This is a genomic window from Rhodococcus sp. NPDC019050, assembly GCF_055664235.1.
In genome coordinates, this window is the sequence record NZ_JBVOON010000016.1 from 1 (window position 1) to 11,841 (window position 11,841).

At 67.1% G+C, this 11,841-nt stretch carries 10 protein-coding genes; 4 read left to right on the forward strand and 6 right to left on the reverse strand.

Annotation, left to right across the window (positions count from 1 at the left end; translation table 11 throughout):
- Window positions 1–137: 137 nt before the first annotated feature.
- On the reverse strand, window positions 138–1,598 hold the full coding sequence (rpsA, locus tag AC0B44_RS16325; protein WP_072698949.1) for a 30S ribosomal protein S1: 1,461 nt from the start codon (window positions 1,596–1,598) through the stop codon (window positions 138–140).
- Window positions 1,599–1,830: 232 nt separating this feature from the next.
- Between rpsA and AC0B44_RS16330 the strand changes: the two genes are divergently transcribed.
- On the forward strand, window positions 1,831–2,742 hold the full coding sequence (locus AC0B44_RS16330; protein ID WP_471903882.1) for a class I SAM-dependent methyltransferase: 912 nt from the start codon (window positions 1,831–1,833) through the stop codon (window positions 2,740–2,742).
- A gap of 30 nt (window positions 2,743–2,772) precedes the next feature.
- On the opposite strand, the gene AC0B44_RS16335 is transcribed toward AC0B44_RS16330, so the two are convergent.
- The 4 genes from AC0B44_RS16335 to AC0B44_RS16350 all read right to left on the reverse strand — a co-directional run bounded on the left by AC0B44_RS16335 (window position 2,773) and on the right by AC0B44_RS16350 (window position 6,708).
- Window positions 2,773–3,546, reverse strand: coding sequence for an amino acid ABC transporter ATP-binding protein (locus tag AC0B44_RS16335; protein ID WP_471903883.1), 774 nt, complete (start codon window positions 3,544–3,546; stop codon window positions 2,773–2,775).
- Window positions 3,543–4,514, reverse strand: coding sequence for an amino acid ABC transporter permease (locus AC0B44_RS16340; protein WP_471903884.1), 972 nt, complete (start codon window positions 4,512–4,514; stop codon window positions 3,543–3,545). Before AC0B44_RS16340 ends, AC0B44_RS16335 begins: the two co-directional genes overlap by 4 nt.
- A gap of 10 nt (window positions 4,515–4,524) precedes the next feature.
- Window positions 4,525–5,376: an ABC transporter substrate-binding protein gene (locus AC0B44_RS16345; RefSeq protein WP_471903976.1), complete on the reverse strand. Its 852-nt coding sequence runs from the start codon at window positions 5,374–5,376 to the stop codon at window positions 4,525–4,527.
- A gap of 192 nt (window positions 5,377–5,568) precedes the next feature.
- Complete coding sequence (locus tag AC0B44_RS16350) at window positions 5,569–6,708, reverse strand: isocitrate/isopropylmalate dehydrogenase family protein (protein ID WP_471903885.1); 1,140 nt, start codon at window positions 6,706–6,708, stop codon at window positions 5,569–5,571.
- On the opposite strand from AC0B44_RS16350, the gene AC0B44_RS16355 reads away from it, so the two are divergent.
- The 3 genes from AC0B44_RS16355 to trxA all read left to right on the forward strand — a co-directional run bounded on the left by AC0B44_RS16355 (window position 6,707) and on the right by trxA (window position 8,973).
- Entirely contained in the window at window positions 6,707–7,225 is a 519-nt protein-coding gene (locus AC0B44_RS16355) for a 2'-5' RNA ligase family protein (RefSeq protein ID WP_471903886.1), read from the forward strand. The two genes, AC0B44_RS16350 and AC0B44_RS16355, sit on opposite strands and share 2 nt — an antisense overlap.
- Window positions 7,226–7,456: 231 nt before the next feature.
- On the forward strand, window positions 7,457–8,479 hold the full coding sequence (locus tag AC0B44_RS16360) for a GlxA family transcriptional regulator (protein WP_471903887.1): 1,023 nt from the start codon (window positions 7,457–7,459) through the stop codon (window positions 8,477–8,479).
- Window positions 8,480–8,601: 122 nt separating this feature from the next.
- Entirely contained in the window at window positions 8,602–8,973 is a 372-nt protein-coding gene (gene trxA / locus AC0B44_RS16365; protein WP_471903888.1) for a thioredoxin, read from the forward strand.
- Window positions 8,974–9,098: 125 nt separating this feature from the next.
- Here trxA and polA read toward each other — a convergent pair whose 3' ends face one another.
- Window positions 9,099–11,822, reverse strand: a complete 2,724-nt coding sequence (gene polA / locus AC0B44_RS16370) for a DNA polymerase I (protein ID WP_471903889.1) — start codon at window positions 11,820–11,822, stop codon at window positions 9,099–9,101.
- Between the last annotated feature and the right edge of the window lie 19 nt (window positions 11,823–11,841).

Consider the following 11,841-nt stretch of genomic DNA (forward strand, 5'->3'; position numbering starts at 1 on the left):
TGAGTTGGTTACCGAATCGGTCGCAGTCCTCCTGAAACGACATGATCGTCGCAACCTCTCGTTGAGAGTGTTGCGACGATCATGTGAACCCGCCAATCGGTGCGGGGTCTTCCGTCGATCAGAGTCGATCAGATCTGTCAGGCGTTGCCGGACAGCTTCTCACGCAGTGCAGCGAGCTGAGCATCGCTGGCCAGCGAGCCACCGGTCTGCTCGGCGGGCTCTTCCGCATCCGTCTCGGACGAGTAGTTGCTGCTGGACACGCCGGCAGCAGCCTCGGCGGCCTCGTCGGCAGCCATCTTCTCGATCTGAGCGGTGTGCATCTTGTGGCGACGCTCGGCCTCGGCGTAGCGGGACTCCCACTCCTCGCGCTGCTTCTCGTAACCCTCGAGCCATTCGTTGGTCTCGGGATCGAAGCCCTCGGGGAAGATGTAGTTGCCCTGCTCGTCGTAGCTGTCGGCCATGCCGTACTTCGACGGATCGAACTCGGCGGTGTAGTCCTCGTTCGCCTGCTTCAGCGACAGCGAGATACGACGACGCTCGAGGTCGATGTCGATGACCTTGACCATCGCGTCGTCGCCGACTGCGACAACCTGGTCCGGAACCTCCACGTGGCGCTCGGCCAGCTCGGAGATGTGAACGAGGCCTTCGATTCCCTCTTCGACGCGCACGAACGCACCGAACGGAACGAGCTTCGTGACCTTGCCCGGGACGATCTGGCCGATCGCGTGGGTCCGGGCGAACTGACGCCACGGATCTTCCTGCGTCGCCTTGAGCGACAGGGACACGCGCTCGCGGTCCAGGTCGACGTCGAGAACCTCGACGGTGACCTCGGTGCCGACCTCGACAACCTCGGACGGGTGGTCGATGTGCTTCCAGGACAGCTCGGAGACGTGCACGAGGCCGTCGACACCGCCGAGATCGACGAAGGCGCCGAAGTTGACGATGGAGGACACGACGCCCTTGCGGACCTGGCCCTTCTGGAGCTGGTGCAGGAACTCGGAGCGAACCTCGGACTGTGTCTGCTCGAGCCATGCACGGCGCGACAGGACCACATTGTTGCGGTTCTTGTCGAGCTCGATGATCTTGGCCTCGATCTCCTTGCCGACGTACGGCTGGAGGTCGCGGACGCGACGCATCTCGACGAGCGACGCGGGCAGGAAGCCACGCAGGCCGATGTCGAGGATCAGGCCGCCCTTGACGACCTCGATGACGGTGCCCTTGACGGCCTCGTCCTTCTCCTTGAGCTCCTCGATCGTGCCCCAGGCGCGCTCGTACTGAGCCCGCTTCTTGGACAGGATCAGGCGGCCTTCCTTGTCCTCCTTGGTGAGGACCAGAGCCTCGACCTCATCGCCCACGGACACGACCTCGTTGGGGTCGACGTCGTGCTTGATGGAGAGCTCACGGGAGGGGATGACGCCTTCGGTCTTGTAACCGATGTCGAGCAGCACCTCGTCGCGGTCGACCTTGACGATCGTGCCTTCGACGATGTCGCCATCGTTGAAGTACTTGATCGTGGCGTCGATGGCGGCGAGGAAATCCTCGGCGGAGCCGATGTCGTTTACGGCTACCTGCGGCGAGGTGACGGTGGTGGAGGCCATGTGTTTGAGTTGCTCCGGACGGGTTGATAGTCGGTTGATGGAACTTCGGTCGGGCACGCGAATCGCACACTGCGGAGAGCGATGTTCGAATCACGGCGAGCGTCCCCGTCCGACCGATGAAGCCGAGCAGCGGACACTCGCGATCACCAGGTTACGCGCCCCCACGGGAGCTGGGCAAACCAGGACGGCCCTCCCGCGCGCCCGCGTGGCGGGCACCTTTACTCTCGCATCCATGGCCAGCTCCGAAAACCCCTCCGGCACAGCACCTCACCAGTCCCAACTGTCACCCGAAGATCGGCACGCCACCGCCAACGCGCTGCTCGGTACCTCGAAGGTGGGCCGTGTCCGGCTCGGGTCGCGGGACAGTGAGCGCGCCAGCCGGGCGTGGTGGGACGCCGACGCCGACGACTACCACCGCACCCACGGCGAGTTCCTCGGTGTCGACTCGGCTGCGGGCGAGTTCGTCTGGTGCCCCGAAGGACTCCACGAGGGCGACGTGCATCTGCTCGGCGACATCGCCGGCCGGGACGTGCTCGAGATCGGCTGCGGATCCGCCCCCTGTGCGCGCTGGCTCGCCGAGCACGGCGCCCGCGCGATCGGACTCGACATCTCGATGGCGATGCTCGAGCGCGGAGTGGCCGCAATGGATGCGGCGGGCACGACTCCGGCGCGCCGGGTTCCGCTCGTTCAAGCCGGGGCCGAGAACCTGCCGTTCGCGGACGGAAGCTTCGACGTGGTCTGTTCCGCTTTCGGCGCGGTGCCGTTCGTAGCAGATTCGGCGCAGGTCATGCGGGAGGTCGCGCGGGTGCTGCGGCCGGGCGGCCGGTGGGTGTTCTCCGTCAACCATCCGATGCGCTGGATCTTCCCCGACGATCCGACCGAAAAAGGACTGGTCGCGATGTTCCCGTACTTCGATCGCACCCCGTACGTGGAACTCGACGACGACGGCATCGCCACCTACGTCGAGCATCACCGCACGGTCGGCGACCGGGTGCGCGAACTCGTCGCCGCCGGACTCGAGGTGTACGACATCATCGAACCCGAGTGGCCCGAGCACCTCGACCGCGAGTGGGGGCAGTGGAGCCCGCTGCGCGGCGAGTACTTCCCCGGCACCGCGATCTTCTGCAGCCGCAAACCCGCCTGATCGGGCGGGCTCACGACCGCAGACGGCGCGCTACAGAAGGCGCGACAGGAACGCGCGGGTCCGCTCGTGCTGCGGATTCGACAGCACCTCACTCGGGTTGCCGGCTTCGACGACGACGCCGCCGTCCATGAAGACGAGTTCGTCGGCGACTTCGCGCGCGAAGCCCATCTCGTGGGTGACCACGACCATGGTCATTCCACCGTCGGCGAGATCACGCATCACCGAGAGAACCTCGCCCACCAGTTCCGGGTCGAGGGCCGAGGTCGGCTCGTCGAACAGCATGAGCTTGGGGTCCATTGCGAGGGCGCGGGCGATCGCCACGCGTTGCTGCTGGCCGCCGGACAACTGCGCCGGGTAGGCGTCGGCCTTGTCGGAAAGCCCCACGCGGGCAAGCAGTTCCCGGCCCCGTTCGACCGCCTCCGCACGTTTGATCTTCTTCACCAGGATCGGGGCTTCGATGATGTTCTCGAGCGCTGTGCGGTGCGGGAAGAGATTGAAGTGCTGGAACACCATGCCGATCTCGCGCCGCTGCCGCGCGGCGACCTTGGGCGAAAGTTCGTGGAGCTTGGAGCCGCGCTCGGCATAGCCGACGAGTTCACCGTCGACATAGAGGCGCCCGGCGTCGACACGCTCGAGGTGGTTGATGCACCGCAGGAAGGTGGACTTGCCGGACCCGGACGGCCCGATCATGCACGCGACCTGACCGCGCCCCACCTCGAGGGAAATGCCCTTGAGGACCTTGACGGCCCCGAAGTTCTTGCACACGCGGTCCGCGCGAACCATCGGCGTTTCGGTCGAGGTCATGCGAGCCCACCTCCGGGGTTGTTCGGGTTCTTCGGCGCGGCGGCCGGGATCTCCTGCGCGTCGGCGAGGGCCTGCAACTGGCGGTTCGTCAACTGGCGGCTCAGCCCCTTCGAGTAGTGCCGTTCGATGAAGTACTGGCCCACCATCAGCACGCTGGTGATGGCGAGATACCAGGTCGCCGCGACGAGCAACAGCGGAATGGGCTGGAAGTTCGCGCCCGAGATGTCGCGCGCCCGGCCGTACAACTCCAGGCTGTAGGGCACCGCAGCGACCAGGGAGGTGGTCTTGAGCATGCTGATCAGTTCGTTGCCCGTCGGCGGGATGATCACGCGCATGGCCTGGGGCAGCACGGTGCGGCGGATCGTCTGGGACCAGGACATCCCGAGCGCGGTCGACGCTTCGACCTGGCCTTCCGGGACCGATCCGATGCCGGCACGGACGATCTCCGCCATGTAGGCGGCTTCGTTGAGCGCGAGACCGATGACGGCGAACAGGAATGCGGCGTTGAGCCCTTGGACGTCGATGTGGACGAACTGGTGGACGAACGGGATTCCGAGGTCGACCTGCTTGTAGATCGACGGGAACAGGCCCCACAGCACGAGTTGCACGTAGACGGGGGTGCCGCGGAAGACCCAGAGATAGAGCCACGACACCGACTTCAGCACCGGGTTCGGCGACAGGCGCATCACGGCGAGGATGACGCCGAGCAACACGGCGATGAGCATCGCGAGTGCTGTCAGCTGGACCGTCTTCCAGGCTGCCGCGGTGATGCGGCTGTCGAAGAGGTACTGGCCGTACACATCCCAGCGGTAGGCCTCGTTGGTGGCCGCGCCCCACAGGAACAGGCCCAGCGCGATCAGCACCAGTGCCCCGGAGATCCATCGTCCGGGGTGCCGCAGCGGCACCGCCTGGATCGGTTCCGGTTCGGTCGCAGGCGCACCGCTGCTCGGATGCGTGTGCTCGCTCATCGGTTCCCTCTCAGCTCGTTGCCGCATTGATCTGTGACGTGGTGACGGCCCCCACCGACATGTTCCAGCGCTCGAGAATCTCGGCGTAGACGCCGGTGTCGATGAGGTGCTGGATCGCCTGTTGCAGTACGGGGCCGAGCGGTGATCCCTTGGCGACGACGAAGCCGTAGGGCGCCGCGTCGAACAGCGGTCCCGCGGCCTCGAGCCGGCCTTCGCTCCGGGCGATGACGTAGGCGGTGACCGGTGAGTCCGCAGAGAGGGCGTCGACGCGTCCGAGGATGAGCGCGTTCGCTGCTTCGTCCTGGCTGTCGTACTTGACCTTGTCGATCGGCGGGAGGCCGGCGGCGACACATGCGTCGCTCTTGGCGGGGACTTCTTCGATGTCCTCGACCGTGTTGGTCTGCACCGCGACACGCAGTCCGCACGCGTTGTCGGGATCGACGTGCTCGCCGGTCCGTTCCGCCCACTGCACGCCGGCGCTGTAGTAGGTCACGAAGTCGACCGTTTCCTCGCGTTCGAGTGTGTCGGTGAACGACGAGGAGCCCAGGTCGAAGGTGCGGGCCTGCACCGCCGGGATGATCCGGTCGAAGTCGGCCTCGTTGAAGACTGTCTGCACACCCAGCACGTCTCCGATCGCCTGCACGAGTTCGACACCGAAGCCGACGATCGTGCCGTCGTCGTCACGGAACTCGTTGGGGGCATAGGGCACGTTGACACCGATCTGGAGGTCGGGGTCGGAGGCCCAGTCGGGCAGTTGGGCGGCGATGCTGTCGACTCGCTCGGCATGGACACGGTCGCCCGGAGGCACGATCGATTCCGAGTTGACGACACACCCTGTCGCGACACTCAGCACCGCAAACAAGGAGACGACCGCTGCCGCGATCCGTCGACCGCGGCGCGGTTCACTTCCCTCGAGTCCGGAATGTCCGGTGTTTTCGGTGAAACGTGTTTCGCCGGTGTGCCCCCTGCCGTGGGTGCGCACTGCTTCTTTCACAGGGAAACAGTATCCACTCCGTGACCCGTGCCGCCGAATCCCGCGCCGATCCGTCCGGGGTCAGCTTTCGCGTATATGCGCGATCAGGGCGTCGGTGAACTCGGCAGTCGACGCCGTCCCGCCGAGGTCGGCCGTGGCGGTTCCGGAGCCGACGGTCGCATCCACAGCAGCTTCGATCCTGCGTGCCGCTGCGGCGAAGGAAGGATCGGAGGTGTCGCCGAGCCGGTCGAGAAGCATTGCCGCAGAAAGAATCAGCGCGACGGGATTGGCCCGGCCGAGACCGGCGATGTCGGGCGCCGCGCCGTGCGACGCCTGCGCCATCGTCTTGGTGCGCGACGAGTTGACCGAGGCGGCGGTCCCGAGCGAGCCGGACAACTCGGCGGTCAGATCCGAGAGGATATCGCCGAACATGTTTTCGGTCACGATGACGTCGTACCGTTCGCCGTGGCGGACCAGCAGCGCGGCCATCGCGTCCACGTGGGCGTCGTCGACCTGTAGGCCCGGATAGCCGCGCGCGACCTCGCGGCACACGTCCCGGAACAGGCCCGTGGTCATCGACAGGACGTTGGCCTTGTGCACGATGGTGACGCGGCCCCGGCGCTTCGAGGCGAGGTCGCAGGCGATACGCGCGATCCGCTCGCACGCGGCTCTCGTGACCACACCGACGGCGAGCGCGACGTCGGGAGTGGGCATGAATTCGCCGCTTCCGACCGCCATGTTGCGGTCCGCGTAGAAGCCCTCGGTGTTCTCGCGCACGACCACCAGGTCCATCTCCGGTGACATGGCGCGTACTCCGGCCAGCGCCCGGGCGGGCCGGATGTTCGCGTAGAGGTCGAAGTGTTTGCGGATGCGTCCGCCGGGGGGCAGTTCCCTCCGGTACGGCTCGGGGTAGGACGCACTGTCGTGCGGGCCCAGGATCCACGCGTCGAGGTCCTCGAGCGCGTCGAGCGTCTCGTCCGGCAGCGGGGTTCCGTGTGTGTCGATCGCGTCGGCGCCGATGGGCAACGGCACCCAGATCACTCCGGGCCCTCCGGCCGCGGCGACCGCCTCGTCCACCACTCGCCGCGTCGCGGGGACGATCTCGTGGCCGATGCCGTCGCCTTCGAGCAGTCCGATGCGGTGCGGCGTCGTAGCGGTCGGGGTGGTCGCAGCGCGGGGCGTTGCGGTCTCCTCGGTCACCCGGTCATCATTGCTCACCATGGTGCAGTCGGTGGAACTGCTGCTCGACGAGAGCCTCGACGCGGCAGTGCGGGAGGAATGGTCGAGGATGCTCGACGCCGGTGTCGCGAGTCAGGGGCGCATCCGTTCGCCCAGCAATCGGCCGCACGTGACCTTGTTCGTCTCGGCCGAGATCCCGGCAGAGGTCGAGGACTCGGTACGTGCGACTTTGAGCGACACTCCCGTGCCGGTACGCCTCGGAGGTGTCGTGGTGTTCGGTGACCGTCACGCGACCCTGGCCCGACTCGTCGTTCCGTCGTCCGCGCTCCTCGACCTGCACGCGCGACTGTTCGACCTGCTTGCGGGGTGCCCCGGGGTGCCGGCGCACATTCGGCCGGGTGAATGGACCCCGCACGTGACCCTGGCTCGGCGGGTGCCCGCCAAGCGGATCGGCGCCGCCTTGGTCGCGGCGCACATCGGTGGACGCGACCTGGCCGGGACGAGTGGCGGGATCCGTCGGTGGGACGGTACAGCCAAACGTGAATGGCGACTGGTCTGAGCGCACCGGAACGGTGATCAGAACTTGTATTCTCCGAATTGTGTTGTCTCCCAGTGGGTATCGGGCGTCTTTTCCATGAGGGCGAGCACGTCCAGAACCAGGAGTACAGCGAGGAGCAGGAGTATCAGCGCGGTCATGGTTACCAGCGTCGCGCGCACCGATATCGTGCAACAGTGGCAGAAAAGACATGATTGCTCGCATTTCTGCCAAGGGGCTGTCACACTGATTTTCATGTCCGACAAACTCGAGACGGTGGTGGTCCCGGTCCTTCCCAGGACCGAGATGTTCGAACTCGGCGTGGCGTGCGAAGTCTTCGGTTTCGACCGGTCCGAGGACGGCCTGCCCACCTACGATTTCTCGTTGATCGCCGGGAGCCCGACTCCTCCCCGGACCCGATTCGGGTTCACGGTCGACGCCCCCTACGACCTCGCGAAGATCGACGAAGCCGACCTGGTGGTGCTTCCCGCCGGCGGCACCGACGTGGCCTCCCTCGATGATCCGTCCTTCCTCTGTGGAAAGGGTGCCGATGCGGAGGACCTCGAACCGCTGTTCGAGCGACTCCGGGCGGCGGTCGACCGCGGTGCCCGCGTCGCGAGCCTGTGCACCGGTGCATTCCTTCTCGGTGCGGCGGGACTTCTCGACGGCCGCCGCTGCACGACCCACTGGCGACACGCCGATCGTCTCGCCGCCATGTACCCGAAGGCTCTGGTCGACCCGAACGTCCTCTACGTCGACGACGGCCCGGTTCTCACGAGTGCGGGCACCGCCGCGGGCATCGACCTGTGCCTGCACATCGTGCGCACGGTGCAGGGCTCCCAGGTCGCCAACTCGATCGCCCGGCGCATGGTCGTTCCCCCGCACCGCGACGGCGGCCAAGCGCAATACGTCGCGATGCCGTTGCCGGAATGCGAGTCCGAGGCCCTCGCTCCGCTCCTCGACTGGATGACCGAGAACTTGCAACACGACCTGCCCGTTCCGGCGCTCGCCGCCAAGGTGCACATGTCGCCTCGTACCTTCGCGCGCCGCTTCGCCGCCGAAACCGGCACCACCCCGGCACGCTGGCTGCGCGACCAGCGAGTCCTCGCCGCACAGCGACTCCTCGAGACCACCGATCTCCCGGTCGACGTGGTGGCCGACCGCGTGGGATTCGGCACCGCCGCGGTACTTCGGCAGCACTTCCTGCGGCTGCGCCACACCACGCCGCAGGCCTACCGCCGTACGTTCCGCGCCGCCGAGGCGGTACCGGTGTCCTGACCACCGGCGCCCGGTCGATGCGCCGACCTCCCACACGGGCGGAGGGCGCTCGCGTAGCGTGGCGGGAAGAAAACGAGACATCCGGATGTTGGACCGGGCGATACGCCGACGAAAGGATTTCCGTGGCAACCCAGGCGCTCACGCAGCAGAACTTCGACGAGATCGTCACCAACAACGACATCGTGCTCGTCGACTTCTGGGCCGATTGGTGCGGCCCGTGCAAGCAGTTCGCCCCGACCTTCGAGGCATCCTCCGAGGAGCACCCCGACGTGGTGCACGCCAAGGTCGACACCGAAGCCGAGCAGGGCATCGCGGCGGCCGCGAACATCAGGTCGATTCCGACGATCATGGCGTTCCGCGAGGGCATTCTCGTCTACAACCAGGCCGGCGCACTGCCCCCGGCTGCCCTCGCCGACCTCGTCAACCAGGTCAAGGCCCTCGACATGGACGATGTGCGCAAGCAGATCGCGGAGGCACAGAACACCCAGAACTGACCCGCCGGAGCCCGGTCCTCACGATCGGGCACTGCCGTCACGACGATGCCCTCCCGACCACATGGTCGGGAGGGCATCGTCGTCGAAAGTGGTTGTCCGGGGTTCGCTGCGTGACGGACCGCCGGTCAGTGTGCGGCTGCGTCCCAACTGCGGCCGTAACCGACCGACACCTCGAGAGGCACCGAGAGGTCGATCACGGAGTCCATCTTCTCCCGCACGATCGCCTCGACCCGGTCGCGTTCTTCGTCGACGACCTCGAGCACCAGTTCGTCGTGCACCTGGAGCAGCATCCGCGACCGCAGGTCCGCCGCACGCAATGCGCGCTGCACATCGATCATGGCGACCTTGATGATGTCGGCGGCAGTGCCCTGAATCGGGGCGTTCAGCGCCGCGCGCTCGGCCACCTCCCGGCGCTGCCGGTTGTCGCTGTTGAGGTCGGGCAGATACCGGCGGCGCCCGTACAGCGTCGAGGTGTAGCCGACCTTCCGGGCCTCCTCGACGACATTGTGGAGGTAGTCGCGCACCCCACCGAACCGCGTGAAGTACGCCTCCATCTGCGCGCGCGCCTCCTCGGCGGAGATCTTGAGCTGTTGCGCGAGACCGTAGGCGCTCAGACCGTAGGCCAGACCGTAGGACATGGCCTTGACCCGGCGCCGCAACTCCGGGGTGACCTCGTCGAGCGGGACACCGAACGCGCGCGAGGCGACGAACGAATGCAGATCCTCCCCCGTCCGGAAGGCCTCGATCAGTCCTTCGTCGCCCGAGAGGTGCGCCATGATGCGCATCTCGATCTGGCTGTAGTCGGCGGTGAGCAGCATGTCGAAACCCTCGCCGACGACGAAGCCCTCACGGATCTGCCGGCCCGCGTCGGTGCGCACCGGAATGTTCTGCAGGTTGGGTTCGGTCGACGACAGCCGCCCGGTCGCCGCGACCGTCTGGTTGAACGTGGTGTGGATCCTGCCGTCGTCGGCCACCGACTTGATGAGCCCGTCGACCGTGGTCTTCATCTTGGTCGATTCCCGGTGCGCGAGAAGGTGTTCCAGGAAGGGGTGACCGGTCTTGTCGAACAGGCCCTGCAGGGCGTCGGCATCGGTGGTGTACCCGGTCTTGGTCTTCTTCGTCTTGGGCATGTCCAGTTCGTCGAACAGCACCACCTGCAACTGCTTCGGTGAACCGAGATTGATCTGCTTGCCGATCACTTCGTAGGCGGCGTTCGCGGCGGCGGCGACATCGGCGGCGAACCCGGACTGCAGATCGTGGAGGTGGTCCGCGTCGACGGCGATGCCGGTGGCCTCGATGTCGGCGAGCACCTCGAGCAGCGGCAGTTCCATCTCGGAGAGCAATGCCACCGATTCGATGTCGGACAGTTCCGCATCGAGCGCCGCAGCCAGGTCGACCACCGCGCGCGCGGCGAGGATCTGGGTCTGGGCAGCTTGCTCGTCGACCGCGTCCGCGTCGTCGAGCAGCGACAACTGGCCGTCGCCGTCGTTCTCGGCCCGCAGTTCCCGCTTGAGGTAGCGCAGCGACAGGTCGTCGAGTTTGAAGCTGCGCTGTCCCGGCCGGACGAGGTAGGCCGCGAGCGCGGTGTCGCTGGTGAGGCCGGCGAGGGTCCAGCCGCGCCCCCGCAGCGCGTGAATCGCGGATTTCGCTTCGTGCAACGCTTTTTCGATGGTCGGGTCGGCCAGCCACGCCGCGAGCGCCGCGTCGTCTTCCGGCGTCAGCGCGATCGTGGCGACGTAGGCGCCCTCGCCGTCCGCTGCGGCGATCGCGATCGCGGTGGCCTCACCCCCGTACGGTGTGCCCGGCCCGACGACCGACAACCCGTGGCGCTGCCCCGCGACAGCGTGCGTGGCGAGCCAGTCGCCGAGAGCGCCGGGCTCGACGATCCCGCCGCGCACCTCGAAGCCTTCCTCGGCCTCGGGCTCGGCGGAGGCGAGCGTCTCGAAGAGCCGATCGCGCAGCACCCGGAACTCGAGGTCGTCGAACAATCGGTGGATGCGGTCGCGGTCCCAGGGCGCGAGTGCGAGCTGATCCGGGGAGTACGGCAAGGCGACGTCGCGCACCATCTCGGTGAGCTGACGGTTGAGCAGGACGTTCGACAGGTTCTCGCGGAGCGCGTCGCCCGTCTTGCCGCGCACCTCGTCGACCCGGTCGACGAGGCCGCTGAGGCTGCCGTATTCCCTGATCCACTTGGCGGCGGTCTTCTCTCCGACGCCGGGGATGCCGGGCAGGTTGTCGCTCGGGTCGCCGCGCAACGCAGCGAAGTCCGGGTACTGCGCCGGCGTCAGTCCGTACTTCTCCTCGACCGCCTCGGGGGTGAAGCGGGTGAGGTCGGAAACGCCGCGCCGCGGGTACAGCACGGTGATGTCGTCGTTGACGAGTTGGAGCGCGTCGCGGTCGCCCGTCACCACGAGCACCTTGTATCCCTGGGCGTTCGCCTGGGTGGCGAGGGTGGCGATGAGGTCGTCGGCCTCGTACCCCTCGATCGCCATCACAGGTATGCCCATCGCGCCGAGGACATCCTTGGTGAGGTCGATCTGGCCCTTGAACTCGTCCGGCGCCGCGCTGCGCTGCGCCTTGTACGCGGCGAACAACTCGGCGCGGAAGGTCTTGCGACTGACGTCGAAGGCCGCCGCCACGTGGGTGGGCTGTTCGTCGCGGAGCAGGTTGATGAGCATCGAGGTGAACCCGTACACCGCGTTGGTGGTCTGCCCGCTGTGGGTCTTGAAGTTCTCCGCCGGCAGCGCGTAGAAGGCACGGAACGCCAGGGAGTGTCCGTCGAGGAGGAGAAGGGTCGGGCGGGCGTCGGCGTCCGCGGTGGGTGTGGGCGAGGTAGATGCACGGGTCACGGGCTCAGTCTAGGGACCG

What these genes read in the sequence shown, in the direction of transcription:
- AC0B44_RS16355 (WP_471903886.1), top strand. Translation starts at nt 6,707, where the DNA reads ATGGTGCAGTCGGTGGAACTGCTGCTCGACGAGAGCCTCGACGCGGCA.
- rpsA (WP_072698949.1), bottom strand. Translation starts at nt 1,598, where the DNA reads ATGGCCTCCACCACCGTCACCTCGCCGCAGGTAGCCGTAAACGACATC.
- AC0B44_RS16340 (WP_471903884.1), bottom strand. Translation starts at nt 4,514, where the DNA reads ATGAGCGAGCACACGCATCCGAGCAGCGGTGCGCCTGCGACCGAACCG.
- AC0B44_RS16330 (WP_471903882.1), top strand. Translation starts at nt 1,831, where the DNA reads ATGGCCAGCTCCGAAAACCCCTCCGGCACAGCACCTCACCAGTCCCAA.
- AC0B44_RS16360 (WP_471903887.1), top strand. Translation starts at nt 7,457, where the DNA reads ATGTCCGACAAACTCGAGACGGTGGTGGTCCCGGTCCTTCCCAGGACC.
- AC0B44_RS16335 (WP_471903883.1), bottom strand. Translation starts at nt 3,546, where the DNA reads ATGACCTCGACCGAAACGCCGATGGTTCGCGCGGACCGCGTGTGCAAG.
- AC0B44_RS16350 (WP_471903885.1), bottom strand. Translation starts at nt 6,708, where the DNA reads ATGGTGAGCAATGATGACCGGGTGACCGAGGAGACCGCAACGCCCCGC.